The organism is Ruegeria sp. L11 (genome assembly GCF_056531755.1).
The window spans coordinates 33741-60278 of the sequence record NZ_JBQFMI010000008.1 but is presented as its reverse complement, the minus strand read 5'-3'; the positions used below and the strand labels follow the sequence as shown (position 1 = coordinate 60278).

General features: G+C 55.6%; 27 protein-coding genes. 21 read left to right on the top strand and 6 right to left on the bottom strand.

What is annotated here, in order from left to right:
* Positions 1–75: 75 nt before the first annotated feature.
* Complete coding sequence (locus tag ACR0CE_RS13825; RefSeq protein ID WP_480488010.1) at positions 76–1023, bottom strand: ABC transporter substrate-binding protein; 948 nt, start codon at positions 1021–1023, stop codon at positions 76–78.
* A 203-nt stretch (positions 1024–1226) separates the two neighbouring features.
* Between ACR0CE_RS13825 and ACR0CE_RS13820 the strand changes: the two genes are divergently transcribed.
* The gene (locus ACR0CE_RS13820; protein WP_480483469.1) at positions 1227–2012 is read left to right on the top strand and encodes a DeoR/GlpR family DNA-binding transcription regulator; all 786 of its coding nucleotides are present in this window, start codon (positions 1227–1229) and stop codon (positions 2010–2012) included.
* A 197-nt stretch (positions 2013–2209) separates the two neighbouring features.
* Here ACR0CE_RS13820 and ACR0CE_RS13815 read toward each other — a convergent pair whose 3' ends face one another.
* A complete protein-coding gene (locus tag ACR0CE_RS13815) occupies positions 2210–3238 on the bottom strand; it encodes a LacI family DNA-binding transcriptional regulator (RefSeq protein WP_480559048.1) in 1029 nt (342 codons plus the stop codon).
* A 112-nt stretch (positions 3239–3350) separates the two neighbouring features.
* Between ACR0CE_RS13815 and ACR0CE_RS13810 the strand changes: the two genes are divergently transcribed.
* The 5 genes from ACR0CE_RS13810 to ACR0CE_RS13790 are packed head-to-tail and all read left to right on the top strand — an operon-like array spanning position 3351 to position 9306.
* The gene (locus ACR0CE_RS13810; protein ID WP_480546023.1) at positions 3351–4862 is read left to right on the top strand and encodes a tripartite tricarboxylate transporter permease; all 1512 of its coding nucleotides are present in this window, start codon (positions 3351–3353) and stop codon (positions 4860–4862) included.
* A complete protein-coding gene (locus ACR0CE_RS13805) occupies positions 4859–5314 on the top strand; it encodes a tripartite tricarboxylate transporter TctB family protein (RefSeq protein ID WP_480832985.1) in 456 nt (151 codons plus the stop codon). Before ACR0CE_RS13810 ends, ACR0CE_RS13805 begins: the two co-directional genes overlap by 4 nt.
* A 42-nt stretch (positions 5315–5356) precedes the next feature.
* Positions 5357–6316, top strand: coding sequence for a Bug family tripartite tricarboxylate transporter substrate binding protein (locus ACR0CE_RS13800; protein ID WP_480832984.1), 960 nt, complete (start codon positions 5357–5359; stop codon positions 6314–6316).
* A 60-nt stretch (positions 6317–6376) separates the two neighbouring features.
* Positions 6377–7798: an acylating sulfoacetaldehyde dehydrogenase gene (gene sauS / locus ACR0CE_RS13795; protein WP_480832983.1), complete on the top strand. Its 1422-nt coding sequence runs from the start codon at positions 6377–6379 to the stop codon at positions 7796–7798.
* Positions 7795–9306 (top strand): class I adenylate-forming enzyme family protein, encoded by a 1512-nt coding sequence (locus ACR0CE_RS13790; protein ID WP_480832981.1) that lies wholly within the window; start codon positions 7795–7797, stop codon positions 9304–9306. The genes sauS and ACR0CE_RS13790 overlap by 4 nt, the downstream gene beginning before the upstream one ends.
* Positions 9307–9501: 195 nt before the next feature.
* Here the strand turns inward: ACR0CE_RS13790 and ACR0CE_RS13785 are convergent, their stop codons facing one another.
* A complete protein-coding gene (locus tag ACR0CE_RS13785; RefSeq protein ID WP_480832979.1) occupies positions 9502–9666 on the bottom strand; it encodes a hypothetical protein in 165 nt (54 codons plus the stop codon).
* An 80-nt stretch (positions 9667–9746) separates the two neighbouring features.
* Between ACR0CE_RS13785 and ACR0CE_RS13780 the strand changes: the two genes are divergently transcribed.
* From ACR0CE_RS13780 to ACR0CE_RS13760, 5 genes are all read left to right on the top strand, one after another.
* Positions 9747–9998, top strand: a complete 252-nt coding sequence (locus ACR0CE_RS13780; RefSeq protein WP_480832977.1) for a hypothetical protein — start codon at positions 9747–9749, stop codon at positions 9996–9998.
* Positions 9999–10551: 553 nt separating this feature from the next.
* Positions 10552–12180: a peptide ABC transporter substrate-binding protein gene (locus ACR0CE_RS13775; protein ID WP_480623655.1), complete on the top strand. Its 1629-nt coding sequence runs from the start codon at positions 10552–10554 to the stop codon at positions 12178–12180.
* Between the two features lie 66 nt (positions 12181–12246).
* Positions 12247–13170: an oligopeptide ABC transporter permease OppB gene (gene oppB / locus ACR0CE_RS13770; protein WP_209507493.1), complete on the top strand. Its 924-nt coding sequence runs from the start codon at positions 12247–12249 to the stop codon at positions 13168–13170.
* A gap of 10 nt (positions 13171–13180) precedes the next feature.
* Positions 13181–14110 carry an ABC transporter permease subunit gene (locus ACR0CE_RS13765; protein WP_209507494.1) on the top strand — a complete coding sequence of 310 codons (930 nt, stop codon included), beginning with the start codon at positions 13181–13183 and terminating at the stop codon, positions 14108–14110.
* Between the two features lies 1 nt (position 14111).
* On the top strand, positions 14112–15917 hold the full coding sequence (locus ACR0CE_RS13760; RefSeq protein ID WP_480832975.1) for an ABC transporter ATP-binding protein: 1806 nt from the start codon (positions 14112–14114) through the stop codon (positions 15915–15917).
* Positions 15918–16009: 92 nt separating this feature from the next.
* Here the strand turns inward: ACR0CE_RS13760 and ACR0CE_RS13755 are convergent, their stop codons facing one another.
* From ACR0CE_RS13755 to ACR0CE_RS13745, 3 genes are read right to left on the bottom strand one after another with little or no spacing between them, the layout of a single operon-like run.
* Positions 16010–17071 carry a YeeE/YedE family protein gene (locus ACR0CE_RS13755; protein WP_480832973.1) on the bottom strand — a complete coding sequence of 354 codons (1062 nt, stop codon included), beginning with the start codon at positions 17069–17071 and terminating at the stop codon, positions 16010–16012.
* A 42-nt stretch (positions 17072–17113) separates the two neighbouring features.
* Positions 17114–17470, bottom strand: a complete 357-nt coding sequence (locus ACR0CE_RS13750) for a metalloregulator ArsR/SmtB family transcription factor (RefSeq protein ID WP_480483447.1) — start codon at positions 17468–17470, stop codon at positions 17114–17116.
* 52 nt (positions 17471–17522) lie between these two features.
* Positions 17523–17897, bottom strand: a complete 375-nt coding sequence (locus ACR0CE_RS13745; RefSeq protein WP_480832971.1) for a hypothetical protein — start codon at positions 17895–17897, stop codon at positions 17523–17525.
* Between the two features lie 80 nt (positions 17898–17977).
* Between ACR0CE_RS13745 and ACR0CE_RS13740 the strand changes: the two genes are divergently transcribed.
* From ACR0CE_RS13740 to ACR0CE_RS13695, 10 genes are all read left to right on the top strand, one after another.
* Positions 17978–18718, top strand: coding sequence for a cytochrome c biogenesis CcdA family protein (locus ACR0CE_RS13740; protein ID WP_480832969.1), 741 nt, complete (start codon positions 17978–17980; stop codon positions 18716–18718).
* Between the two features lie 14 nt (positions 18719–18732).
* Positions 18733–19311: a thioredoxin family protein gene (locus ACR0CE_RS13735; protein WP_480833015.1), complete on the top strand. Its 579-nt coding sequence runs from the start codon at positions 18733–18735 to the stop codon at positions 19309–19311.
* Positions 19312–19442: 131 nt separating this feature from the next.
* Positions 19443–19919, top strand: coding sequence for a sulfur oxidation c-type cytochrome SoxX (gene soxX / locus ACR0CE_RS13730; protein WP_480832967.1), 477 nt, complete (start codon positions 19443–19445; stop codon positions 19917–19919).
* Between the two features lie 46 nt (positions 19920–19965).
* Entirely contained in the window at positions 19966–20382 is a 417-nt protein-coding gene (soxY, locus tag ACR0CE_RS13725; RefSeq protein WP_480507616.1) for a thiosulfate oxidation carrier protein SoxY, read from the top strand.
* A gap of 34 nt (positions 20383–20416) precedes the next feature.
* Entirely contained in the window at positions 20417–20746 is a 330-nt protein-coding gene (soxZ, locus tag ACR0CE_RS13720; protein ID WP_209507503.1) for a thiosulfate oxidation carrier complex protein SoxZ, read from the top strand.
* Positions 20747–20816: 70 nt separating this feature from the next.
* Positions 20817–21662 carry a sulfur oxidation c-type cytochrome SoxA gene (gene soxA / locus ACR0CE_RS13715; protein ID WP_480832965.1) on the top strand — a complete coding sequence of 282 codons (846 nt, stop codon included), beginning with the start codon at positions 20817–20819 and terminating at the stop codon, positions 21660–21662.
* An 87-nt stretch (positions 21663–21749) separates the two neighbouring features.
* Positions 21750–23447: a thiosulfohydrolase SoxB gene (gene soxB, locus ACR0CE_RS13710; RefSeq protein WP_480832964.1), complete on the top strand. Its 1698-nt coding sequence runs from the start codon at positions 21750–21752 to the stop codon at positions 23445–23447.
* 65 nt (positions 23448–23512) lie between these two features.
* Complete coding sequence (soxC, locus tag ACR0CE_RS13705; RefSeq protein ID WP_480539217.1) at positions 23513–24784, top strand: sulfite dehydrogenase; 1272 nt, start codon at positions 23513–23515, stop codon at positions 24782–24784.
* A complete protein-coding gene (locus ACR0CE_RS13700) occupies positions 24768–25808 on the top strand; it encodes a c-type cytochrome (RefSeq protein WP_480832962.1) in 1041 nt (346 codons plus the stop codon). Before soxC ends, ACR0CE_RS13700 begins: the two co-directional genes overlap by 17 nt.
* Before the next feature lie 29 nt (positions 25809–25837).
* Positions 25838–26518 carry a c-type cytochrome gene (locus ACR0CE_RS13695; RefSeq protein ID WP_480483433.1) on the top strand — a complete coding sequence of 227 codons (681 nt, stop codon included), beginning with the start codon at positions 25838–25840 and terminating at the stop codon, positions 26516–26518.
* Positions 26519–26538 lie beyond the last annotated feature (20 nt).

Here is a 26538-nt window from a genome sequence, read left to right as displayed (position 1 = left end):
AGTGGTGTCCGGGACTAAGACGGAAAAAGACCGAAGCGGTAGAGGAGAGCGGGGTAACCGCTTCGGCCAAGCAGATTATTTAGAGATCCAGCCAGACCAACGGTCCTTGTTCGTCTCCATCCAATCCGCGACAACTGCATCAATATCCACACCGTCCAGATCGGCTTTGCCGACCATGGCGCTCATCTCGTCGTTATTGATGTTATAGGCTTCGATGATGTCATACGCGCCCGGCCACTTTTCTTGCAGGCCAGACCAAGCAGCCTTCCAGATCGGACCGCGCGGTTTTCCGCAATCATAGGCCAAGGCCGGGTTCACACCGACGGACGGGTCGCTGTAGCACTCGGCCGAGTATGGCGGAAACTCCACGAATTCACCGTCATATTTGGCCGGGGCCCAGTGCGGAACATAGACCCACAGCATGATCGGATCTTCGCGCTGATATGCGGATTCCAGCTCTGCAAAAAGCGCAGCATCCGTGCCTGCGTGGACAACTTCAAACTCCAGCTCTAACGCTTCGACGCGTTCTTCGTCGAAACCGCCCCAGGTCACGGGTCCGCCGACATAGCGCCCATTTGGCGAGGTTTCAGCCGTGGCAAATTCCCCTGCGCAGTCTTTCAGAGCTTCCCAGTTTGGCAAGCCGGGGCAGCGGTCTTTCATGTAAGTCGGGTACCACCATTCTTCGATCGCCATCAGACCGGTTTCACCAACGTTCACCACATTGCCAGAGGCGGTGGCTTCGTCCAGCGCTTCACGCCCGGTGGTTTCCCAGATTTCCATTGCCAGATGTAGATCACCTGTCTTCAGGCCCGCAAACTGAGCGATATAGTCTGCCTGTACATACTCAACGTTGTATCCGGCCTCTTGCAGGATTGATCCCATTATCTTGGTGTTGATCAGCTGCCCTGACCAATCATGCAACGTCAGTTTGATTGGGTCCGTCGATTCGGCGGCCCAAGAAGCCGAAGCAGTTACGCCAGCGACTAATGCCATTGCGTGTAGTGCATTGAATTTCCTGATCATGTTGTGCTCCCTGAATGTGGCTTTTTGAGTGTTTTTCGTTTATTACACTTCCATGCTGCGCCAATCTGACAACTACGTCAATAAAAACCACACTTCGCCACGAATATTCGTTATAATTCACACAAAAAGCCCCGAACGGCACTGTATTGGACGTAATATTGTTTTATTGGGATGACTGCCGTATCCCCCTTTCAGGAGGTCGCATGTTAAAGCCACGAAAAACCACAAATCAGCGCGAAGAAGAAATCCTTCGCGAGCTGCAACATGCGGGCGGGTCGTGCAGGGTCAGCCTCCTGGCTCAAAAACTGAATGTTTCCAATGAAACGATCCGGCGCAACGTCAAGGCGCTGGAAGAGCGCAAGATCGTGCGGAAGGTGCATGGCGGCGTACATCTTAGCGAAGACGCCATAGAGCCACCCTTTGAAAACCGTTTGGGAACGCAAGCACATGCGAAAGAAGCAATAGCCCGGGCAGTCGCAAATACAATTAGCGACGGGGATTCCCTATTTCTGGATATCGGTTCGACGACCGCCTACGTCGCGCTCGCGCTACGGAAACACAAAGACCTGTTTGTAGTTACAAATTCGGTTTTCGTCGCTTACACGTTGTCAAAGCACAACAACAACCGGGTGTTTCTGGCGGGCGGAGAACTGCGCGCCCATGATGGGGGCGCTTTCGGTGCAGAGGCATTAGATCTTGTGAAGCGTTTCAACGTACAGCTGGCAGTGTTCTCAGTTGGAGCCGTGAATGGCGATTTGGGCTTCATGCTTCATGATCTTGAAGAGGCCAATATCGCGCGTGCTGCGGCTGAAAATGCGCAGGTGCGCATCGTCGTAGCCGACAGCGGAAAATTCAACAAGCGGGCCCCGATATCTCTCCATAACATGGCCGGAATTGATGTTTTGTATACGGACCGCGTTCCTCCTGCCAACATCCTGGCCATGCTCGACAAAAATGAAATCGAAGTTGTTATCGCAGGGTCGGACTAGTGTCAGAACTGATAGATGTACCCAGCGTACAAAACTGCATCTTTGAGGAGATGGCAGCCTTTTAATGAGATCATGTAGAAATCTGTTAACGAACTATTCGACAGGAAAAACGTCAAATCGCGCATGTTCGTCAACCGGGCCTCATAGTTTGCGACACCCCCGTTCAGAATGTGCAAACAAGTTGGCAATGCCGACTATTATACTGACACTGGACCTGTTGTTCCTCTAACAACACACTCCAGCTCGCAGCAAATTTTAAAATGTTCCGACTCATCTGACGTAATGTAATCGGTGAACTTGTCACCTGCGAGTTTACCGATGGCTTCGGCGGGGATTCGAATGGTGGTGAGCCCCGGCTCAACATCAGCTGATCCCTTGAAATCTCCGATGCCCATTATTGAAAGATCGCCGGGAACGTTCAACCCCAGTTTCTGGGCCGCAAACAAAGCGCCCTGCGCTATGACGTCATTTCCACATAACAAAGCCGTAAGTCGAGATGTTTCCGCCAAAAGGTTCAGCGCAGCCTGCTTGGCCTGCGAAACGCTGTAAGGAGCTTCAGATTCGTGCTCGCCCGGAACGGAGACACCCATATTTTGTAGCGCTTCGTGCACAGCGGAAAGTCGATGTTGCGCGCGGTCATTACCATTGGTCTTTGGAAAGATCAGCCCAATGTCACGATGCCCTAGGGCCAGCAGATGCTCTGTTGCGAGACGGCCGGCCAACTGGTTGTCGGCCCCGACACAAGGAAGATCCGAATCCTTTGAGTAGTTCCAAATCGCAAGTGCAGGTATTTTCTGCTGCGTGATCAAGCGATTGGTGGCATCGGAATGCTCCAAGCCAACCAATGCCACGCCGTCCACGCGATGTTCAAGAAACTTGCGCACCATCGCGTATTCCCGATCTAGATCATACCCGTGCGACGCCAGTAGAAGGCTGAATCCTGCCTTGTCGATAGAGTCGGAAAAAGCCTGAATGACCTCAGCGAAGATGGCATGGTTGATAGTTGGTACGACCAGGCCAATCGTTCCTGACCGTTTGCCATGCATTGTTTGAGCGGCACGATTGCGGATATACCCGAGCCGCTGCACTGCCCTGTTGATCTTTTTGCGAGTCGCAGGGCTGACCAGATCAGGGTGATTGAAGGTACGAGAAACCGTAGACGGTGAAACCTTCGCGGCCTTTGCGACTGCCACGATATCGACTTTACCATGCTGAAAATTAGACATAATTTCGTCCTGTCCGGTCGATTTTATGAAAACATTTGCAATACTATTTTCATCCCCTAACCTGATTTGTCAACAAACCAAAAGTGCAGACAAACGGGTTGGGAGGCACTGGATGGAATTCATTTACTACTTCGGGGATGTGTTCACACCGATGTCGTTCTTGCTGCTTTTGGGCGGCACGATCGGAGGGCTGATCCTGGGCGCGACACCAGGCTTGTCACCAACGATGGCGGTTGCCCTTTTGATTCCGTTCACCTTCCAGCTTGAGGCCGCACAGGGGCTGATCTTGCTGGGAGCCGCCTATACCTCGACCGTTGCTGGTGGCGCGGTGAGTGCAATTTTACTGAAAATCCCAGGCGCTCCAGCCAATATTGCCACCACTCTGGACGGCCACACCATGGCCAAGCAGGGACAAGGGGCGCGGGCGCTGCAACTGTCGTTTCTGGCCTCGGCGGTTGGCGGCATCTTCGGTGTGCTCCTATTGATCTTTCTGACACCGGTTTTGGCCAAATGGGCGCTGGCGTTTGGCCCCTCACACCTGTTCTGGCTGGCCATTTTAGGGGTGACTGTGATCGGCACGCTAGATTCTGCATCCGTGGTCAAAGGTTTGCTATCGGGTTGTATCGGATTGTGGCTGGCGACAGTCGGTTTCGACGACATTATGGGCGCGCAACGCTTTATCTTTCACCCTGCACTGGGCGGCGGCATCAACATTATCGCGGCACTGATCGGTCTGTTCGCGATCCCTCAGGTGCTGACGATGTTTGCAAAGGGACGCCACGACACGGGTGCTGAAGTCATCGAAGTACAGCGCCATTCGATCATGGCCGCATTGCGAGAATTGTTCAGCCGTACCCGAGCACTAAGCATCGGCACACTGACAGGTTCCATCATTGGCCTGATCCCAGGCGTTGGCGGGCAAATTGCCGGGCTGGTTGCCTATGATCAGAGTAAGAAGTTTTCAGCCGAGAAGGACAAGTTCGGCACGGGTCATTCCGAGGGCGTAATTGCCGCGGAGTCCGCCAACAATGCGATGGTGGGCCCATCTCTGGTACCGTTGTTGACCTTGTCGATCCCGGGTAGCCCAACCGCAGCCGTTTTGCTGGGCGGGCTGCTGATTCACGGAATTTTCCCGGGCTCGGATCTGTTCGACAACCACCCGGACGTGGCGTGGACGTTCATAAACTCCATGCTGATCGGCCAGGTCCTGATGTGCGTCTTCGGCCTATACATTGCCGGTCTGGCCGCGCGTGTCGCGCAGGTGCCGCAATCGGTCATGGCGGCCATTGTTCTGGCCCTTTCGGTCTTCGGCGCCTACTCGGTTCAGAGTTCGATGGGGGATGTTTACGTCATGGCGTGCCTTGGCATCGGGATGTTCTTTCTGGAACGATTTGGATTCTCGGCTGCTCCGTTGGTTCTGGGATTGATCCTTGGTCCGATTGCCGAAGCCAACTTCATTCAGGGCGGAATGATCGCGGACGCGACCGTCGGCAAAGCCTCTTACTTCTTGACGGGCGGATTGAATCTTCTGCTGATCGCCGTTGTACTGGCCTCAATTGCCTACTCGGTTTGGATGGAACTTCGCCACCGGCGCTATACCACCAAAGAGGAGGCACAGGCATGAACCGCACACAACACATAATCGGGTCGGGTTTGGTTTTTGCTGTAGGACTTTGGGTAACCTGGGTCAGCTTTACTCAGCAACCGGTCGAGGCATTTCTATTTCCGCGTCTTATCGCTTCGGTCTTTGTGGTTTTGGCAGGGTGGACCTTCGGCAAAGCGCTGATGGGATTGTCCAAGGTAGGCAACGGCGTGACCCGCATGATGTTCATCAACATGCTGCCGGGCCTGTTCGTCATCCTTATCTATGTCTTCTGGGCGTCCAAATCGCTGGGGTTCTACACAGCAACGGCAATCGCGTTTTTCATTCTGCTGTCGATTTACGATCCAGACCCACATTCCGAAGCCAAAACCTGGGTCAAGCGCGGTGTCATCACAGCGATCTTTGTGGCGGTGATGTACGGGCTCTTTGCCATGCTTCTGCAAGTCTACACACCAAGGGAATTTCTGTTCTGACCGCAAGGGATGCGGATGAACCAAAATAGGGAGGAAACGCAAATGAAACGGTTGATTACAGGGGCAGCACTGGCCCTCACGAGCCTGGCGGGCGCGGCGGTTGCCGAGGAGTATCCCGAACGCCCAATCATGATGATGGTCAGTTACGGCGCTGGTGGCGCAACCGACTTTCAGGCGCGGATTGTCACCATGACATCCGGGAATGAAGACGCGCTGGGAATGCCAATCGCCATCATAAACAAACCGGGCGCCGGAGGGCGTGTGGGTTGGAACTGGTTCGCAACCCAGGCCGACGCCGATGGCTACACGCTTGCTGCCTACAATGTTCCACATTTCATCGCCCAATCTATTAAGGGTGGGGTCGAGTATTCGGTCGACAGCTTTGAGCCCATCGCCAACTGGGGCGCCGACCCGGCTGTCTTCGTGGTTGGTGCGGACAGCCCGTTCAACTCGATGGAAGGTGTTGTCGCATATGCCAAGGAAAACCCCGGCAAGCTGACCGTGTCCGGGGCTGGGCTTTTTGTTGGTCACCACATTGCGGCTCTTCAAATCGACAAGGCTGCAGGAACAACGATGGCCTATATCCCGACCAAAGGTGGTGGCGCGGCGGCCATGAAAGCGGTAATTGCTGGCGAAGTCATGGGTGGTATAAACAACCTGTCGGATGCGTTCCGCGCAAAAGAGGCGGGCAACGTCAAAATCCTGGGTGTCGCAGATCTTGAGCGAAACGCGTTCCTGCCCGACGTGCCGACCATGATGGAACAGGGGCTCGATGTCGACAACTCGTCGGTCAATTTCCGGGGCGTGATGGTGCCCAAGGGAACGCCGCCTGACGTGATCGAGAAACTTGCGGAAACGGTTCCCGAGATGTTCGCCAACGATCGTGTGATGAAAAAGATGGAAGCCGGCGGATCGCCCATGCACATCATGACACGCGATGAAGTGATCAAGATGTGGGAGAAACGTCAGCAAACACTGAACGAATTGTTGGCTGGGCTCTGAACCAGTCAACTCCCTACGGGGCGGAGTGGGTCCGCCCCGATCAAACAATCGAGGACCGAGATGAACGCTCAGGAAGGGGTTTCCCCCGAGATCGACGAAGTTGATCGCATAGTAGCGCATGCGCGCAAGGCCCAAGCGACCTTTGAAGAAATCGGCAGTCAGGCGCTGTACGACAAGGCGGCGCTGGCGGCGGGATGGGCAATCATGGAGCCAACACGCAATCGGGCACTGGCGGAAATCGCTGTTGCGACCACCGGTCTGGGTAATGTTCCGGACAAGATTACAAAGAACCACCGCAAGACTCTGGGCTTGTTGCGCGATATCGCTGACGTGAAAACCCACGGCATCATTAGCGACAATCCAGCAACCGGCATGACCGAGATTGCACGTCCAATCGGTGTAATCGGTGCTGTGGTTCCATCGACCAACCCCGCTGCGACGCCGGCGAACAATATCATCAATGCGCTCAAAGGAGGCAACTCCATCGTGGTGGCACCATCCCCCAAAGGAGTCGCTTCCTGCGAGATGCTGATCGCTTTTATCCATTCAGAGTTTGACAAGCTCGGCCTCGATTGCGATCTGGTCCAGATGATCCCTGCGCCCGGATCCAAGGCCAAGACACAAAGGTTGATGGAAGCCGTAGATCGCGTGATCTGTACCGGCAGCCAGAACAACGTCCAACGCGCGCAATCCTGTGGAACGCCAGCAGTGGCGGTTGGTGCGGGCAATGTGACGGTGATTGTGGACGAAACCGCAGATTTGGCCGCAGCTGCTTCCAAGATCACGGCATCGAAATGCTTCGACAACGCGACGTCCTGCTCGTCTGAAAATGCGCTGGTTGTTGTAGATGCGGTCTATGACGCCTTTGTCGCCGCGATCGCCGTTGAAGGCGGTGCCTTGGTGCCATCTTCCGAGGCTGGAAACATCATCGCACGGCTGTGGCCCGATGGGCATCTCAACCGATCTGTAATCGCGCAGGACGCTGGCAAGATGCTTGAAGCACTGGATATGGCGGATAAGGTCCCCGAGGGGACCAAGTTCCTAGCCGTGGAAACTGACGGAATTGGCCCGGATCATCCTTTGTCGGGGGAAAAGCTCAGCCGGGTTCTGGCGCTTTATCGAGCGGCAAATTTTGAAGAAGCCAAGGTAATCGCGGCTCGTATTCTGGAACACCAGGGCGCGGGGCATTCTGTCGGAATCCATACCAGCGACGACGCGCGCGCGGTTGGGTTGGGTCGTGACCTGCCCACCTGCCGGGTCATTGTAAACCAGGCGCATACCTTTGCCACTGGTGGCAGCTTCACCAACTGCATGCCCTTTTCGCTGTCAATGGGCTGCGGCAGTTGGGGAGGCAATTCCATCGACACCAATCTGCATTGGCGGCATTTCGTTCAAACGACAAAGATCATCCGTGAAACGCCGCCGCGCGAGCCCGAATTGGAAGCGATATTTGGCGGCTATTGGTCGGAGGCGGGGCAATGATCGAACCACCCAAGGGAACCGTCCGGGACTGGCTTGACCGTCGGGCAAGCCGCGGGGGAACCGGGTTCGTTTTCCCGGACGGGGCGCGGGACCTGAATTGGGGTGAATTGCGTGACTCAGCTCGCCGCATCGCAAGCATGTTGACCGAACGGGGTGTGGCGAAGGGAGAAAGCGTCGCCATCCTCTACCCCAATTGCCGGGAAGCGCTTGAGGTCCTTTTTGGCGTTCTCTATGGCGGGTTTCGGGCCACGATGATCAATCTTGTCGCGGGTGACAGCGCCGTTGCCTATGCGCTGGAACACAGCGGCGCATGCTATGGATTTGTACATTCCGATCAAACGGACCTGTTCAGGCGAACGGCCAATCCTGCGAAAATCAAACAGTTGAAGGTGGCAGATGCCGTTGAGTCCGGCAGTAACCTGCATAGCCTCTCGCCTCATAGCCACGCGTTGTTGATGTATACATCCGGAACAACCGGTCGCCCCAAGGGGGTGGTCCACACACATTCCAGCCTGTTGGCAGGGGGTTGGACGACCAAAATTGCCCATGAATTGTCCGAGGCTGATCGCGGGTTTTGCGTCTTGCCGATCTATCATATTAACGGGCTCTGCGTGACGGTGATGGGAACACTGGTCTCAGGCGGATCGTTGGCCGTGTGCGAACGATTTTCTTCCAGCAAGTTCTGGGACAATCTTGGAAAGGCCGAGGCAACGTGGTTCTCGGTCGTGCCGACCATTATCTCGCACCTGCTGCACTCTGAGACTAGTCCGGATGCGCAATCCCGGCAACGCGTGCGTTTCGGGCGCTCTGCGTCGTCAGCCTTGGCGCCGGACGTGCAGCGTGGCTTTGAGGATCGTTTCGAAATCCCAATCGTGGAAACCATGGGCTTGACGGAAACTGCCGCTCAGATTCTGTCAAACCCGCTGCCCCCCGGCGTTCGGAAGATTGGTTCACCCGGCATTGCATATGGAAATGAGGTTGCAATTCTGGACGCGGAACTTCGGCCTGTACCTACCGGAACAGAAGGTGAGTTGGTCATACGCGGTCCGAATGTGATGCTGGAGTACCTCAATGACCCGGATGCTACTGCGGGCACATTTACTTCGGATGGCTGGTTGCTGACCGGAGATCTCGCCCGCATGGATCAGGACGGGTATGTTTATGTGACCGGTCGATTGAAAGAACTGATCATTAAGGGAGGGGAGAATATAGCCCCTCGTGAGATTGACGAGGCGCTTTATTCACACCCCGACGTTGTTGAAGCTGCGGCCTTTGCCCGCCCTTGCAAAAGCTACGGTGAAACCGTCGAGGCAGCGGTCAAAATTCGAGAAGGTTCTGAATTGACGCCGCAAGCTTTGTCAAAGATCTGTGAGTCCCAGCTAGGCCGTTTCAAGTCTCCTGACAAAGTTCATATTCTGATTGATCTTCCAAAGGGCCCTTCGGGAAAGATCCAGAGAAACAGGATCCTACAAATCGTTAGCGAGGAGGCGAGCGACTTGAAAATGTAGATGGCAATGCCGGTCCGACTCTACCTGAAAAATAAATGCCAAAACAACAGCGGGAATAGCCACAAAAGCAATTCCCGTCGCCAGCTTCAGCAGTGCCGAAGGCCTTTCAGTCGTCATGATTAGCGTGTTTCCATCAATGGTTCCACGCACCCGCTGTGGCAGATGCCTGAACGCCTCTCCTCTTTCAGAGCGATCTTACTCAACCGCCACCGTCACCGAGATTACCTTGCAGGTAAAGCGCAAAGCTGCTTCGGTGCCGTTCGCTTTGGCCACCGGTGTGGAAAGGTCGAAGCCAATGTCTGCTGTTTCGTCCGCCGAAAAGATGATGGCCTGCGTCTGGTCGGTCCTGCCCTGCGCCACCTGTATCTCGTCAACAAAGAGGGTGCCGTCCCGCCTTTGTCAGGGCTTCCACCGTCATAATCGAAATCGAGGACGACTTCATGAGTACCTTCGGTCACAGGTTCGGACGCCGAAACGGTAAGTATCTCGATCCCCAACCAGTTGTAGGCATAGGCTGGAACGCCATTTTCAACATAAAACGACCAGCCGCCAAAGCGGCCCGCTTGGGCGATAATAGCCGGGTCGTCACCGTTCGAAGGTTCTTCGATATGTTCTGCAATGCGTTTGGAGAGGTGCTGGATATTCGGGGTTATGCCGGTCATGCCACTGCAATCGTCGAAGCTGCGTGTTGACGAAAAGGCCCATGCGATCACCCGAACTACTCGGCGCGCTCAACTCTGTGCAACAGAGCCTGGCAAAGCGCAGTGATCTGACCCGTGGTATTCTGAACCGCGCGATACATGTAATGGACCAAAGGATTGCTGACATGACGTCACTGATTCGCGTATTTTTTGGTTTGTCCGAGGCCAGAATGCAGTCGCCATTCGGGCACGGAGGATTGTTCGGATTTCGCGTGGCTTCACGAAAATGTCACGAAGACCGAGCTGATCCTCAGAAAATTGCCAGCGATAGGTCGTTGGAGATATTTCTGCTTGTGGTTGCCTAAAATTTCATCAAGGCTTTATCCCAGAGCCAAAAGATGTCACGGTTCAACGCAGTGAAAGACAACTTTCGCAACTTCTTTACCGACAGAAACCAAGAAAGCTGCGACGCAGTGTTCCTTGCGAATTGGCAAAACCAAAATCGAAATGGACGAAGTCCCAGCGGGCGTCGGTCTAATCCGGCTGCTGCGTGCGACCCCGATCAAGTGGGGCCGCGCGGCGACGAAAATATGGGAGAGAAATCATGAACAGATACATTCGGAACTCAGTGGCGGGGCTTTTGTCGTCGACCATGATCACAGGTGCCGCGTTTGCCGCTGGCACGCATCCTGAAACCGGCGAAGCGCTGGCGGACGATCAGACCTTTACCTACCGCATTCTGGACGAGCACAGCTCGGTCGATCCGCAGGTTGTCGAAGACGTTTCCGGTGCTGAAATTGTACGTGACCTGTTTGAAGGGCTGATGAACCAGGATGAGGATGGCAATCTGGTTCCGGGCGTTGCCACAGGTTACACCGTGGATGACAGCAAGAAAGTCTATACCTTCACACTGCGCGACAATGCGAAATGGTCGAATGGCGACCCGGTAACCGCCGGAGATTTCGTTTTTGCATGGAAACGCGCGGTTGATCCGGCACTGTCCTCTCCCTACGCGTGGTTCATGGAGCTGATGTCGATCGAAAACGCATCGGCAATCATCGCAGGCGAAAAGCCGGTTGATGACTTAGGCGTTAAAGCCATCGATGACACAACCCTGGAAGTCACGCTGAGCGCGCCGCTGCCGTATTTCCCGCAGATGACAACGCATTCGACAACCTTCCCGGCACCTCAGAAGGTGATCGCGGAATTTGGTGATGAATGGACCAAACCGGGAAACATCGTGTCGAATGGCGCGTATGTTCTGACCGAGCACTTGCCGCAGGAACGTTCCGTCCGTGAGCGCAACGAGATGTACTGGGACAATGACAACACCATCATCGACAAGGTTGTGGCACTGGTCATCAATGATGAAAACGTAGCCCTGACCCGCTATCTGGCCGGTGAACTGGACCGGACCGAAGTTCCTGCCGGTCAATTCCCGCGTCTGCAGGAAGAGCATCCGGGCGAGGCTATCAGCTTCCCGCGCCTGTGCAACTACTACTACACGTTTAACGTGTCGGACAGCGGCCCTGAAGAATTCAAGGATCCCAAAGTTCGTCAGGCCCTGTCGCTAGCCGTTGACCGGGACATCATCACCAAGAATATCAAGGCCGGTGGCGAGCCGCCCGCGTATACATTCGTGCCAGAAGCAACCGCAGGTTTTACTGTCCCGGTCGTTGAAATGGCATCAATGAGCCAGGCCGAGCGCGATGAGCTGGCCAAGGAACTGCTGGCCGAGGCCGGCTTTGGCGCGGATAACCCTCTGACCTTCTCGATGGTTTACAACACTTCGGAAGCACACAAGAAAGTTGCCGTAGCGCTGAGCCAGATGTGGAAGCAAAAATTGGGCGCCAATGTGGAACTGGCCAACATGGAATGGAAAGTCTTCCTGGAAGAGCGGGGCAACCAGAACTTTGATCTGGCCCGCGGCGCGTGGTGTGGTGACTATAACGAAGCCTCAACCTTCCTTGACTTGTTGCAGTCGGATTCGGGCTACAACGACGGCAAGTATAACAATGCCCGCGTGGACGAGTTGCTGGCCGAAGCCAAAACTTCGGACGATCCGGCTCCGCTGTACACCGAGGTCGAGCGTATTATCGCTCAGGAAACCCCCGTTATCCCGATCTATCACTATGCTGGTGTCTACATGATGGACAGCGATGTCGGAAACTGGCCGGTCAAAAACGTAGAGCAAAACTGGTACTCCAAGAACCTCTACAAAATCGCCGAGTAATCATCTTCTGACCATGACCTGCCCCGAAGTTTTCTTCGGGGCAGCGCCATCTATTGGGGGCATTGAATGCTTGCCTATGTCATTCGGCGGGTGCTGACCGCCATACCGACGATCCTGCTGCTGATCGTCGCCTGTTTCTTTTTGATGCACTATGCGCCCGGTGGGCCCTTTACCTCGGAACGGACATTGCCGCCGCAGGTTCTGGCCAATATCGAGGCGCGGTACGGTCTGGACCAGCCGTTGTGGAAGCAACTCTGGGATTATCTGTACAATATCGTTGTGCATTTCGACTTTGGCCCGTCCTTCAAGTTCAAGGACCGCGATGTGAACGACATCATCGCGCAGGGCTTTCCGATCTCGCTGACCTATGGGTCGCTGTCCTTTCTGGTCGCTACTGTGGTGGGCATCGGACTGGGGATTGCCGCCGCAATCCGGCACAACAGCTGGATCGACTACTTTGCGGTTGGGCTGGGGATTGCAGCGCAGGCGCTGCCCAACTTCATCATGGGTCCGATCCTGATCCTGACCTTCACCCTGTGGCTGGGATGGTTGCCCGGCGGCGGGTGGAATGGTGGTCAGTGGCCCTATCTGATCATGCCGGTTATCGCCCTTGCGACATCTTACATGGGGTCGATTGCACGGATCACCCGGTCTTCAATGCTGGAGGTTCTGAATTCGAACTTCATCAGAACCGCCCGTGCCAAGGGCCTGCCGACAAGAACCGTGATCTGGCGCCATGCGATGAAGCCGACCTTGCTGCCGGTAGTATCTTATCTGGGGCCGGTGTTTGTCTATGTGCTGACCGGATCCGTCTTTGTTGACATCTATTTCTCGACCGGTGGTCTGGGGCAGGCTTATGTCGGCTCGGCCTTATCACGCGACTATGCCGTGCTGCTTGGGGTTACGATCCTCTATGGCGTTCTGACCGTTCTGGTAAACCTGCTGACCGATCTGGCCTATGCCTGGTTCGATCCGAAGATCCGCTACTGAGGGGCTGGATATGCTAGGAAAATCACAAAAAGCCGCGCATCTGGCCGAAGAAATCACCGATTATACAGCCGTTCAGGGGCGTTCGCTCTGGCAGGATGCGCGAATGCGCTTTGTACGAAACAAAGCGGCAATGGCCAGCGTGTTCATTCTGCTGCTTATCGTGTTGTTCACGATAATTGGCCCGTATTTTGCGGTCTGGAGCAATGAAGAGATCGACTGGAATGTCATGGGCGATGTCCGGGGCATGGGAATGCCGTCGATGGAAACGGGTCACTATTTCGGTGTCGATGATTTGGGGCGCGATTTGTACAGCCGCGTCATTCAGGCAACCACGACGTCCCTGCTTGTGGGGTTGATCGGGGCGGCGACCGCTTTGATCGTTGGTACGTGTTACGGCATTACTGCCGGGTATTTTGGCGGGCGGACGGATGGCGCGATGATGCGTTTTGTCGACATCCTTTTGGCTATCCCGACAACTCTGATCATCATTCTTCTGCTGGTTGTTGCCGGGCGATCCTTCTTCACGCTTTTCATCGCACTGGGCGCGGTTGGTTGGCTGACCATGTCACGTATCGTGCGCGGGCAGACGCTTGCCCTGAAGAACCGCGAATTCATCGAGGCCGCCCGAGCGGCGGGCGTCAGTGAATTTACGATCATGTATCGCCATATCCTGCCCAATCTGCTGGGTGTCGTGATCGTCTATGCCTCGCTTCTGGTTCCCGAGATGATCCTGACTGAAAGCTTCATCTCATTCCTGGGTCTGGGGATTTCCGAACCCTACACGTCACTGGGAAGACTGATCGCAGAAGGGGCGGGAACCATGGGCTATGGAACGCTGTGGCAATTGATGTTCCCGCTGACATTCTATGTCGCCATTATCATCACGATGTTCTTCATCGGCGATGGTTTGCGTGACGCTTTGGACCCGAAGGACCGCTGATATGAGTCTGTTTTCAGTAAAGAACCTGAGCGTCCGATTTGACACCCCCGATGGTGTCGTTGAGGCGGTCAAAGACATCAGTTTTGATATCAATCCGGGCGAATGCCTTGGTATCGTCGGTGAAAGTGGATCCGGCAAAAGCCAGACCTTCATGGCGGCAATGGGTTTGCTGCCCCCTGCCGGACATGCCAGCGGGTCAGCCAAGCTGAACGGTCAGGAGATTTTGAACCTGCCAGTGAACAAGCTGAACCAGATTCGCGGCGACGATGTCGGCATGATCTTTCAGGATCCTCTGACTGCATTAACGCCACATCTGAAGATTGGGCAACAGATGCGTGAAGTGCTGCAGGTCCACGAGGGCCTGAAGGGGTCAGCCGCGCGCGCGCGCTGTCTGGAGTGGTTGGACAGGGTGCGCATTCCCGAAGCGGACCGCCGTCTGGACCAGTTCCCGCACGAATTATCCGGTGGAATGCGACAGCGTGTGATGATTGCGATGTCGATGCTGTGCAGTCCCAAACTGCTTATTGCGGACGAGCCGACGACGGCGCTGGATGTTACGGTTCAGGCAGACATCCTTGATCTGATGGTTCATCTGCAAAAGGATGAAGGCACTGCAATTGCACTGATCACACATGACATGGGCGTCGTTGCGCGCATGTGCGACCGGGTTCAGGTCATGCGGATGGGCGAATTCGTCGAAGACGGTGAAACACGCGGGCTGTTCCGAAATCCGCAACACGAATACACGCGGGCCTTGCTGGAGGCGATGCCCCGGATTGATGCCGGTGACGCGCCGCGCGCTTTGGAAAAGGCCGAAGAACCCCTTCTCAAGGTCGATGACGTCAAGGTTCATTTCCCCATTCATGTCTCTGGCGGGTTGTTCGGGCGCAAGGTTCCGCTGAAAGCTGTCGATGGTGTCAGCTTTGATATTCGCAAGGGCGAAACTCTGGGTGTCGTGGGCGAATCCGGTTGCGGAAAATCGACACTGGCGCGCGCGGTTTTGCAACTGATCGAACCCAGCGCGGGGGGGGTCAGCTGGTTGGGCCATCCGATCGTCGGCTTGAAGCGATCCGAGCTGAACAAGTACCGCAAGGACCTGCAGATCGTGTTCCAAGACCCGTTGGCCAGTCTTGATCCACGCATGACGATTTCAGCGTCGATTGCTGAGCCGCTGAAAACCTACCGCCCCGATCTGACGGACCGGGAACGCAAGCAGATGGTCGCCGCGATGATGGAACGGGTTGGTCTGCAGGCCAACATGATCAACCGTTACCCGCACGAGCTGTCCGGAGGGCAGAACCAGCGCGTCGGCATTGCGCGGGCGATGATCAACAAGCCCAGGCTGATTATCTGCGACGAGGCCGTTTCAGCGCTCGACGTTTCCATTCAGGCCCAGATTGTCGAGCTGCTAAAGGAACTTCAGCAGGAATTTGGCCTGTCGATGATTTTCATCAGCCATGATTTGTCCGTTGTGCGCGCGGTATCGAACCGGATCATGGTCCTGTATCTCGGGCGAATTGTGGAAATGGGTGATGGTGAGGTGATCTGTTCGGAACCGATCCATCCCTATACCAAATCACTGATCTCGGCCGTGCCGATACCGGACCCGGATGTGGAGCGGACGCGGCAGCGCCTCAAACTGCCGGGTGAACTGCCATCGCCGCTGGATCCCAAAGCCGCGTTGCGTTTTTTGCCCAGTCGGCTGGTCAACGGTCACAGTGATTATGTTCCAAAGCTGCAAGAAGTCGCACCAGACCATTTTGTAGCGGAACATGACACGCTGGATTCCATCATGGCCAATGGCTGATCGAAAGGTCTGTTGCAGGTTTTCGGGGCTTGATGAATGCCCCGAAAACCTGCGCAGGGCCTGTTCGAAGAAACCGCAGCTTATAGCGGGGCTTAACGTTCTGGAATGAAAGACAATCCTGATACAAGCTGTCGCAGGCCAAGGGCCGCTCCGGCAAAGATCGCCGCAAAGGTTATGGGCGCGCTATAGGCCAGCAGAGAAAAAGCGGAGATGCCTTGTCCGACACTGCATCCAACCGCAATTATTGCTCCGGGCCCCATTATTGCCGCCCCCAGCATCTGCCGCTTAAGCTCACGTGGATCTTCGCAGGCTTCCCAGCGGAAATGTCCTTTTGACCATGACCCGAGGAAAGCACCAATCAAAACCCCTGTAACCGAACCGACCGCAAACGAGAGCGTGTTGCCTGAGGCGGTCATGAGATAGAACACGGTATCACCCAAAGGCGCGGCAAACGTATGTGTTTGCAAGGTCTCACCTTCAAACCCGTGTGTGGCCACCCAATTTGTGCCAAGCCAGCCTGAAACGACTGCCAATCCGACCACCGTACCCCATAAAACCTGCGCAGGTGATTTGCGAAACCGATCATTTGTCAGGGCAAATACTACTATGGCAGAGCCGACAAGCGTTCCTGTAACCCATGCCGGTATCGACGTCAGCCGTTCGGCAAGGAAGCTGACGCTTTGAGGATTACCGAGATCCATAGCTTCGGGAAAAAGCCAGATCCTGACATAGGCCAGAGGGCCGGACATGACCACATATGCGGAAAGGCCCACGATCAGGACAATGACGAATGACCGAAGGTCGCCGCCGCCAAGGCGTGCAAGCGCGCCATAGCCACAGTTTCCGCTGATGGCCATGCCATATCCGAACATCAATCCGCCAATGACCGATCCGATCGGATTCCATGTCTGCGCAATATAGGTCGTGCTGAGCGGATTAATCCACCCTAACGCCATGCCCAAATGGCTGCCGACAATCGCAACACCTATCGCAACGGCCCACATACGCAGGCGCCGGTCGTCATTTGCATAAAGATAATCTTCTATTGCACCCAAGGTGCAGAACCGCCCGATGCGCGCAGCAAGACCAAGTACAATGCCGCCGACCAGACCGATCAGCGCAACTGTATTGGCGTCTCCCAGAAGTTCGAACATGGCCAGTCTCCTCCCAAAGCTGGCGGTGTTTCTTTCGGGCTTCTACTTGTCCCGACAGAAAAGATTGTAGACGACTTCCAGGATCTGAGTCGACCGGTCGTCCGCCAATCTGTAATAGATCGTTTTTCCTTCGCGCCGTGTCTTGACCAGCCCTTCAAAGCGCAAGCGGGACAATTGTTGGGAAACGGCAGCCTGCCTGGCCGACAGCATTTCCTCCATCTGCGTGACGGATTTTTCTCCAGATGACAAATAGCACAGAATCATCAGCCGCCCCTCATGGCTGATCGCCTTGAGGAAATTGGACGCCGTCTGGGCGTTATCCATCATCCTGTCCAAGTCCTCGTTGCACATGTCCTTGGTGAACACGGGCAGTTTCGACGGTTTGTCCAACACGATCATCTCGCTTTCGTGGCTTCACGTATTCAAAACAGTATATGTAAATCCCGAGGATTTAACCAGAGCTCTCGATCTTAACTCCGGCGTCACGTAGTAAAACACCCAATAGCCCCCAGAAAAAGTCTTCGCCAGGATAACCTTCGATCCGGCCGATTTCTTGACCGTCCTCCAGCAATACAAAGGTCGGCGTATAAAAAAGCGGCCGGTCCAGGGTAATCCCTACGGGTGTGGTTGCGTGGATATCCGTTCGTTGCAGTGGGGCAGCTTTACCTTCGGCTGTCAGCGGGTAGATCTCGGATATTTCGGCGTCCCAGCGGGCGCACCACATGCACCCGTCTTCTTCGGCCATCAGCAATACCATTTCGGCCCGCAACGTAGCAGGCCAGATCAGCAATGTGATGACGAGCAATGTATGTATTACGTGACGCATCAAAAGCTCCGATTGACCTGGGTAGTACATCTTTATTATTTTGAATGTGTGAATAGTAACCTGTCTGGACGGATTTGACCATGCTCGACATCACGTTTGCAGGGGCTCTGATCGCGGGGCTTTTGTCGTTCCTGTCCCCCTGCATTCTGCCCATTGTCCCTTTCTACCTCAGCTATCTTGCAGGCGTCGGGATGGAGCAGATTTCGGCCGGTTCGACGATCACCCCGGATGTTCGCCGCCGGGCGACCCTGTCAGCGATAGCTTTTGCCGCCGGGATCATCACGGTCTTCATGGCGCTTGGGGCCACGGCGTCGATCTTCGGTCAGCTGGTTCGCGCGTATTTCGACATTCTGCGATGGATCGCTGCGCTCATCATCATCGCGATGGGCCTGCATTTTCTGGGTCTTTTCCGCATCGGGTTCCTGTATCGACAGTTTCGTGCAGATATCGGCGAGACGACAAATGTAAGCGTGATCGGGGCATATATTCTGGGGCTGGCTTTTGCCTTTGGCTGGACGCCTTGCGTCGGGCCGGTTTTGGCGGCGATCCTGTTCACGGCGGCCGGAACCGAGACCGTCTGGCGCGGTGCCACGCTTTTGTTCGTCTATGGGGTTGGCATGACAGCGCCGTTTGTTCTTGCTGCCTTTCTGGTTCGGCCCTTCATGCAATGGATGGCACGTTTCCGGAAACATCTGGGAATGATTGAAAAGGCGATGGGTGTCTTGCTGATTCTTTTTGGCATCCTGATCGCGACCAATTCCATAAATCTAATCGCACAATGGATGCTGGATCACATGCCTTGGCTGGCGGCCATTGGCTAATTCGGGAGAACACCATGAAACGGATAGTATTGTTCTTGATTGCAGGGCTGTTTGCTGGGGCGGTTACCGCAGCTGAACTGGGGGATGACGGCCTGCATAAAACGCCGTGGATGCGAGACACGTTCAAAGACCTTCGTGAAGACCTTGAAGAGGCGAGGGGGGAAGGCAAGCGGCTGGTTCTGTTCATTGAACAACAGGGCTGCATCTACTGCAAAAAGATGCATGAAGAGGTTTTCCCGCAACCCGACCTGTCTGCGTATATCGAGGAGAACTTCTTTGTCGTTCAGCTAGACTTACACGGAAGTACGATGGCCGTCGATTTTGACGGAGAAGAAGCCGAGCAAAGATCACTGATGCGCAAATGGGGGATTCTGTTCACCCCTACTTTGGTTTTCCTGCCGGAGGACGTGTCAGAGGATGTCACAGCAATCGAAGCGGCCGTTGCGGTCATGCCCGGGGCGTTCTCGAAGGGAACGACCCTCGATCTTTTTACCTGGGTCAATGAAAAACGGTACGAGCTTGATAATGGAGAAGATTTTCAACGGTATCATGCGCGCCGCATTCAAGAACGAAACAATGTTTCGCAAGATTGACGCGGTGCAGTATAAATAAAAAAATTCATTAAGATGAATTTAATGTTGCGATGAACCCTGCCCGTCGACTACGGTACACAGAGGCTTTGGGTCGCAAAGCGCCATCGGCGCGGTAGCAAATGGGAGGGATCATGAAGCTGAGACACTTGACTTTGGCTTGTATCATAACAGGCAGTGCCGCCATCGCGGCAGAAACAGGACCAAAAGAGGTACAGTTCGACGATTATGGTGCGATCGAGGCTTCATTGACCGGCGTCGCCGGCGATGCGGCAAACGGTGCGGTCATCGTGGGCGAGAAATCCAAGGGCAACTGTGTGGCCTGTCATCAGGTCACGGCTTTGGCGGATATTCCGTTCCATGGCGAAGTCGGTCCGCTGCTGGATGGGGCCGGGGATCGGTGGTCCGAGGCGGAGCTTCGAGGACTGGTCGCAAATGCCAAGATGACGTTTGACGGAACGGTCATGCCGGCTTTCTACAAGGATGACGGCTATATCCGTCCGGGCGACGCCTATACGGGCAAAGCCCCGTCAGGGCCTTTGACGTCAATCCTGACTGCACAGGAAATCGAGGACGTCGTCGCGTTCCTCGCAACCCTTAAAGAACAATAATCACGCTTTCAGGCGTGAATTCGTGAGGATCCAAAGGAGATTGAAAATGGAATTTTCTCGTCGCGAGACTCTGGCTCTTGGTCTGGGCGCTGCGGTCCTGACCCTGATGCCGTTCCGCGCAAATGCGGCTGCGGAAGACGCGATAGCCGCGTTTACTGGCGGTGCAGACGTGGCTGACGGCGGTGTGACGCTGACGGCGCCGGAAATTGCCGAGAACGGAAATACCGTTCCGATCGAAGTCAGCGCGCCGGGTGCGGCAGCAATTCTGATCGTAGCGGCTGGAAACCCCGAGCCCGGCGTTGCCACGTTCAACTTTGGCCCGCTGGCTGCTGCGCAGGCGGCTTCGACCCGCATTCGTCTTGCAGGAACGCAAGATGTCATTGCTGTGGCCAAAATGGCTGATGGTAGCTTTGCCAAGGCTTCGGCAACCGTAAAAGTGACAATTGGCGGCTGCGGCGGCTGATCGCCACGCGCCCTGAAGAACAGGAGAAAAACCAATGGCATCCGGTGTAAAACCCCGCGTCAAGGTTCCAAAAACAGCCGCTGCTGGCGAAGCAATCACGATCAAAACACTGATCAGCCACAATATGGAAAGTGGCCAGCGTAAGGATAAGGAAGGCAACGTCATTCCGCGCTCGATCATCAATCGGTTCACCTGCGAGTTTAACGGAGAGCTGGTGATAGACGTGACGATGGAGCCGGCGATTTCGACAAACCCGTACTTTCAGTTCGATGCAACCGTGCCTGAAGCCGGGGAATTCGTTTTCACGTGGTATGACGATGACGGGTCCGTTTACGACACAAAAAAACCGATCGAGATCGCCTGACGGCTCGACCGTAACGGCAGATCAGCGCCGGTGGTAAAAACCTGCGCTGATCACCCAAGGGAGGAACGCAATGAATAAAAAAGCACTCACGGCGATCGCGGCAGTTCTGGCTTTCCCGATTTCAGTGGCAGCTGGACCTGACGAAGACAAGCTGGTGATCAACGAAGAGCTGGAAATGGTTTCGGTGACCGAGGCCCCGGCCCATGTCGAGAACTTCGATACGATCTACTCGGGGTGGCATTTCAGAACCGATGAAACGCAGGCGTTGCAGATCGACGATTTCGACAACCCGGCTATGATTTTTGTCGACCAGGCGGCTGATCTTTATGAGGCTGTCGATGGCGCGGCTGGCAAAAGTTGCTCTTCGTGCCACGATGATGTGGAAAGCTTCAAAGGGCTGCAGGCGTCCATGCCGAAGGTCGATGCGGATACCGGCAAGCTGGTTGTGATGGAAGATCTGATCAACAAGTGCCGTACGGAACGCATGGAAGCAGATGCGTGGAAATGGTCTGGTGCCAATATGCAGGGCATGGTCGCGCTGATTGCCTTTCAGTCACGAGGGCTGCCCATGAATGTCGCCATTGATGGCGATGCTGCCCCATATTGGGAGCAGGGCAAGGAAATGTACTACACCCGATATGGTCAGCTGGAGCTGAGCTGCGCCAACTGTCACGAAGACAACTGGGGCAACATGATCCGGGCCGACCATCTGAGCCAAGGGATGGTCAACGGTTTCCCGACTTATCGTCTGAAACAGGCCAAGCTGATCTCGCGCCACAACCGTTTCCGCGGCTGTATTCGTGATACACGCGCTGAAACATTTGCTGAAGGTTCGGACGAATTCCGGGCACTGGAGCTTTATGTAGCATCGCGCGGCAACGGGCTTTCGGTCGAAACGCCGGCCGTGCGTCAGTAACAAAGAACCCGCGCCGGGATTTCCGGGCGCGGGTTTTTCATTTCTACTACATTCACACATTTATATGTGAAACAGGAAAGCCGACAAATGATATCGCGACGTGATTTTCTACAGGTCTCCATGGCGGCCTCAGCGCTGTACGGGGCATCCGGTTTCGGGAACTGGGCAAGGCTGGCGGCCCAGCAAAGCCTGAACCAGGACCAGTTGCTGGAATTTGAGACCTTTGGAAATATCAGCCTGATTCATATCACGGATATCCACGCGCAGCTCAAACCGATCTACTTCCGCGAGCCCGAGGTCAATCTGGGCATCGGAGACGCGCGCGGGCAAATGCCGCATGTGACGGGGGCCGCGTTTCGCAAGGCTTACGGGATCGAAGATGGCAGCCCGTCCGCCTATGCGCTGACCTACAATGACTTTGCTGCATTGGCGAAGACCTATGGCCGCGTCGGAGGGCTTGACCGGGTCTCGACCGTTATCAACGCCATCCGTGCCGACCGGCCAGATGCGTTGTTGCTGGATGGGGGCGACACCTGGCATGGCTCGTATACCTGCTATCAGACAGCGGGTCAGGACATGGTCAACGTGATGAATGCACTCAAGCCCGATGCGATGACATTCCATTGGGAGTTCACGTTGGGCAGCGAGCGGGTCAACGAGATCGTTGAGGGTTTGCCTTTTGCGGCGCTGGGTCAGAATATCTTTGACGCGGAATGGGATGAACCTGCGGAGCTTTTCAAGCCCTACAAGTTCTTCGAACGCGGCGGGGCCAAGGTTGCCGTCATCGGACAGGCTTTCCCCTATATGCCAATTGCCAACCCCAGTTGGATGTTCCCGGAGTACTCGTTCGGGATCCGGGATGAGAACATGCAGGCCATGGTGGACGAGGTGCGCGACGCAGGTGCCGATGTGGTCGTCGTCCTCAGCCATAACGGCTTTGACGTGGACAAAAAAATGGCGAGCCGTGTTCAAGGGATTGACGTAATCCTGAGCGGTCACACCCATGACGCTTTGCCTGAACCGGTTCTGGTCGAAAAGACGCATATTATCGCGTCCGGCTCGAACGGCAAATTCGTCAGCCGCGTTGATCTGGACGTGCGGGATGGCCAGATGATGGGGCTGAAGCACAAGCTGATCCCGATCTTTTCAGACGTCATCGCACCTGATCCGGCACTCACGGCCCTGATCAACGAACAGCGTGCACCATATGATGCGGCACTAAGCGAAGTGATCGGCAAGACGGACTCGCTGCTTTATCGGCGCGGAAACTTCAATGGCACGTGGGACGATCTGATCTGCGATGCACTGATCAGCGAGCGCGAGGCAGACATTGCCATGTCGCCGGGTGTGCGCTGGGGTCCGTCGATCCTGCCCGGTCAGGAGATCACGCGTGAGGATATCTGGAATGTCACTTCGATGTCCTATCCGAATGCGTATCGTACGGAAATGACGGGTGAATTCATTCACGTGATCCTCGAGGATGTTGGCGACAACCTGTTCAACCCCGATCCCTATTACCAGCAGGGTGGCGACATGGTGCGTGTCGGCGGCCTTGGATACCGTATCGATGTCACCAAACCGCAAGGGCAGCGGATCAGCGACATGACCCTGCTCAAGACGGGTGAGGCGATTGATCCGGCGAAATCCTATGTTGTGGCCGGTTGGGCCAGCGTCAACGAGGGCACCGAAGGCCCGCCCATCTGGGATGTCGTCGAAAACCACATTCGTAATCAGGGCACCGTCACCGTCGAGCCGAATACATCGGTCGAGGTGATCGGAGCCTGACAGCGCGAACCGAATGTCAAACATTGAATACAAGATTTGCTGATCGAATGACGGAGGCAAACAAAATGAGCGAGAATCCAAGGGCAAAAGCCCCATCGCGTCGCCAGTTTCTAAGCGGTGCTGCCGCGGTTGGCGTAGGTGCGGTCGGTGCCTCAGCGGCGCGCGCCGCAGGCCCTGACCCGCTGATCACTCAGGTTCAGGAATGGGCACAGGCAACGGGCGAAGGTGTAGATGCAACCCCCTACGGCCTGCCAATCCAATTCGAGAGTGATGTCGTACGGCGCAACGTCGAGTGGTTGACCGCAGACACAATCAGTTCGATCAATTTCACGCCGATCCACGCGCTGGACGGCACGATCACCCCGCAGGGATGCGCATTCGAGCGGCACCATTCGGGTGCGATCGAACTGAGCAAGGCGGACTACCGTCTGATGATCAACGGTCTGGTCGAAACTCCGCTGATTTTCACATATGAAGATCTGGAACGTTTCCCGCGCGAGAACCGTATCTATTTCTGCGAATGCGCTGCCAATACGGGTATGGAATGGGCCGGTGCGCAGCTCAACGGCGCGCAGTTCACGCACGGAATGATCCACAACATGGAATATTCCGGTGTTCCGCTGCGCACTCTGCTGGAAGAGGCCGGGGTAAAGCCCGAAGGCAAATGGGTTTACGTAGAAGGCGCCGATGCTTCCTCGAATGGTCGCTCGATCCCACTGGAAAAGGCAATGGATGACGTACTTGTTGCGTTCAAGGCCAATGGTGAGGCTTTGCGCAAGGAGCACGGATATCCCGTTCGTCTTGTCGTTCCCGGCTGGGAAGGCAACATGTGGGTCAAGTGGTTGCGCCGGGTCGAGGTCACCGAGATGGCTATCGAAAGCCGCGAAGAGACATCCAAGTATACGGATACTCTCGAAGACGGAACATCACGCAAGTGGACATGGGTCATGGACGCCAAATCGGTCGTCACATCGCCCAGCCCGCAAGCGCCGATCACGCATGGGCCGGGGCCGTTGGTGATCACCGGGTTGGCCTGGTCCGGGCGGGGCTCGATTACCGGCGTCGACGTGTCGGTGGATGGTGGCAAGAACTGGGTTCCGGCACGTCTGGCGGCCCCCGGGACAGACAAGGCGCTGACCCGGTTTTATCTGGACTATAACTGGGACGGTTCAGAGATGCTGTTACAGGCCCGCGCGAAGGATTCGACCGGTTACGTCCAACCCAGCAAAGCTCAACTGCGGGACGTGCGGGGCGAGAACTCGATCTACCACAACAATTGTATCCAGACCTGGTGGATCAAGGAAAACGGAGAGGCGGAAAATGTCGAAGTATCGTAAGCTATTGGCCGCCTCGGCCCTTGGGTTGAGCGTGGCGGTTCCAGCCCATGCAGACAAGCTAGGACTTGGGCGCCCTGCGTTGCCCGAAGAAATCGCGGCGTGGGACCACGACATTGCACCTGACGGAACCGGATTGCCCGAAGGTTCTGGCGACGTGTTCACCGGCGAAGAGGTCTTTGCCGAACGGTGCGCGATCTGTCATGGCGATTTTGCTGAAGGTGTGGACAACTGGCCGAAACTGGCGGGCGGCGAGGGCACGCTTGCAGATAAAGACCCGCTGAAAACAGTGGGCTCTTACTGGCCGCACCTTTCGACGGTATGGGATTATGTGAACCGTTCGATGCCGTTTGGAGACGCACAAACGCTGGAGCCTGACGAAGTTTACGCGATTGTCGCTTATATACTGTATTCCAACGACATCGTTGATGATGAGTTCACGCTGTCGCACGAAAATTTCCTTGAAGTGGAAATGCCGAATGCCGGGGGTTTCATCGTGGATGACCGCGAAGCGGCCGAGGCGCATTTCTGGACGGATGAGCCATGCTTGACGGATTGCAAAGAAGGCGTGGAAATCACCAAGCGCGCCGCCGTTCTGGATGTAACGCCTGACGAAGCCGGGGCTGACAGTCCGGACCAGGCGGCTGTTTCCGAAGAAGCATCCGTCGAAGTCGATGAACCTGCTGAGGACATAGCGGCACTTGATCCTGAGATGATCGAAAATGGCGAAAAAGTTTTCAAGAAGTGCAAGTCCTGCCATCAGGTCGGGGACGGGGCCAAGCATCGCACCGGTCCGGCACTGAACGGTGTCGCCGGTGCCAATGCGGCTGGTGCCGAAGGCTTTAAGTACTCTCAGGCGATGAAAGCTGCTGCCGAGGATGGGTTGGTTTGGACAGATGAAGAAATGGCTGCATTTCTGGCCAAACCCAAAGCCTATATGAAGGGGACACGTATGTCCTTTGCCGGCCTCAAGAAACAGGATGATATCGACGCTGTCATTGTTTACCTTAAGTCGTTCGGAAGCTGATCATGTGGCGGCGGTGGGCAACAGGTGTCATGTTTGCTGCGAGTATCCTGGCAACCGCTGCCGCCGCGACTGAGGACCTTGGCGATGCAGCAGCTGGCAAACTTGTGTTTGCCCAATGCGAAGGATGTCATCAGGTCGGCGCGGGCGCTGAAAACAGGATCGGTCCGCACCTGAATGGTATTTTTGGCCGCCGGGCTGCCGGGCTTGAGGAGTTCACCTATTCCAAAAGCCTGATCCGTGCGGGTACCTCGGGTCTGGAATGGCATGCCGACACATTGTCGGCTTACATTGAAAACCCCCGCGCATTCGCATCCGGCACCAGAATGAGCTTTCGCGGGCTCGAGAACCCGGAAGACCGGGCCAATGTAATTGCCTATTTGCGTGTGTTTTCCGACAACCCGCAAGACATCCCCGAAGCCGACCCAACGGCAAAGGGAACGGACCATTCCGTCAACCCCGAAATCCTCGCGATTCAGGGCGATCCCGAATATGGCGAATACCTGAGCAGCGAATGCACGACGTGCCACCAGATAGAGGGTGGCGATGATGGGATTCCTTCGATCGTTTACTGGCCCGACCAGGATTTTGTTGTCGCCATGCACGCCTACAAGGACAAGCAGCGGCCCCATCCCGTCATGCAGATGATCGCGGGCCGCCTGAGCAGTGATGAGATCGCGGCATTGGCCGCTTACTTCAACAACCCACAGTGACAATGCCTAAGGGGAGGAAA

Bases quoted from the DNA above. Each gene is read 5' to 3' on its own strand.
- ACR0CE_RS13695 (WP_480483433.1), top strand. From the start codon at position 25,838: ATGTTTGCTGCGAGTATCCTGGCAACCGCTGCCGCCGCGACTGAGGAC.
- ACR0CE_RS13750 (WP_480483447.1), bottom strand. From the start codon at position 17,470: ATGATCGTGTTGGACAAACCGTCGAAACTGCCCGTGTTCACCAAGGAC.
- ACR0CE_RS13760 (WP_480832975.1), top strand. From the start codon at position 14,112: ATGAGTCTGTTTTCAGTAAAGAACCTGAGCGTCCGATTTGACACCCCC.
- soxB (WP_480832964.1), top strand. From the start codon at position 21,750: ATGATATCGCGACGTGATTTTCTACAGGTCTCCATGGCGGCCTCAGCG.
- soxY (WP_480507616.1), top strand. From the start codon at position 19,966: ATGGAATTTTCTCGTCGCGAGACTCTGGCTCTTGGTCTGGGCGCTGCG.
- ACR0CE_RS13755 (WP_480832973.1), bottom strand. From the start codon at position 17,071: ATGTTCGAACTTCTGGGAGACGCCAATACAGTTGCGCTGATCGGTCTG.
- oppB (WP_209507493.1), top strand. From the start codon at position 12,247: ATGCTTGCCTATGTCATTCGGCGGGTGCTGACCGCCATACCGACGATC.
- ACR0CE_RS13700 (WP_480832962.1), top strand. From the start codon at position 24,768: ATGTCGAAGTATCGTAAGCTATTGGCCGCCTCGGCCCTTGGGTTGAGC.
- ACR0CE_RS13740 (WP_480832969.1), top strand. From the start codon at position 17,978: ATGCTCGACATCACGTTTGCAGGGGCTCTGATCGCGGGGCTTTTGTCG.
- ACR0CE_RS13810 (WP_480546023.1), top strand. From the start codon at position 3,351: ATGGAATTCATTTACTACTTCGGGGATGTGTTCACACCGATGTCGTTC.
- soxA (WP_480832965.1), top strand. From the start codon at position 20,817: ATGAATAAAAAAGCACTCACGGCGATCGCGGCAGTTCTGGCTTTCCCG.
- ACR0CE_RS13775 (WP_480623655.1), top strand. From the start codon at position 10,552: ATGAACAGATACATTCGGAACTCAGTGGCGGGGCTTTTGTCGTCGACC.
- ACR0CE_RS13820 (WP_480483469.1), top strand. From the start codon at position 1,227: ATGTTAAAGCCACGAAAAACCACAAATCAGCGCGAAGAAGAAATCCTT.
- soxZ (WP_209507503.1), top strand. From the start codon at position 20,417: ATGGCATCCGGTGTAAAACCCCGCGTCAAGGTTCCAAAAACAGCCGCT.
- ACR0CE_RS13805 (WP_480832985.1), top strand. From the start codon at position 4,859: ATGAACCGCACACAACACATAATCGGGTCGGGTTTGGTTTTTGCTGTA.
- ACR0CE_RS13745 (WP_480832971.1), bottom strand. From the start codon at position 17,897: ATGCGTCACGTAATACATACATTGCTCGTCATCACATTGCTGATCTGG.
- ACR0CE_RS13780 (WP_480832977.1), top strand. From the start codon at position 9,747: ATGAGTACCTTCGGTCACAGGTTCGGACGCCGAAACGGTAAGTATCTC.
- ACR0CE_RS13815 (WP_480559048.1), bottom strand. From the start codon at position 3,238: ATGTCTAATTTTCAGCATGGTAAAGTCGATATCGTGGCAGTCGCAAAG.
- soxX (WP_480832967.1), top strand. From the start codon at position 19,443: ATGAAGCTGAGACACTTGACTTTGGCTTGTATCATAACAGGCAGTGCC.
- ACR0CE_RS13765 (WP_209507494.1), top strand. From the start codon at position 13,181: ATGCTAGGAAAATCACAAAAAGCCGCGCATCTGGCCGAAGAAATCACC.
- ACR0CE_RS13825 (WP_480488010.1), bottom strand. From the start codon at position 1,023: ATGATCAGGAAATTCAATGCACTACACGCAATGGCATTAGTCGCTGGC.
- soxC (WP_480539217.1), top strand. From the start codon at position 23,513: ATGAGCGAGAATCCAAGGGCAAAAGCCCCATCGCGTCGCCAGTTTCTA.
- ACR0CE_RS13790 (WP_480832981.1), top strand. From the start codon at position 7,795: ATGATCGAACCACCCAAGGGAACCGTCCGGGACTGGCTTGACCGTCGG.
- sauS (WP_480832983.1), top strand. From the start codon at position 6,377: ATGAACGCTCAGGAAGGGGTTTCCCCCGAGATCGACGAAGTTGATCGC.
- ACR0CE_RS13800 (WP_480832984.1), top strand. From the start codon at position 5,357: ATGAAACGGTTGATTACAGGGGCAGCACTGGCCCTCACGAGCCTGGCG.
- ACR0CE_RS13735 (WP_480833015.1), top strand. From the start codon at position 18,733: ATGAAACGGATAGTATTGTTCTTGATTGCAGGGCTGTTTGCTGGGGCG.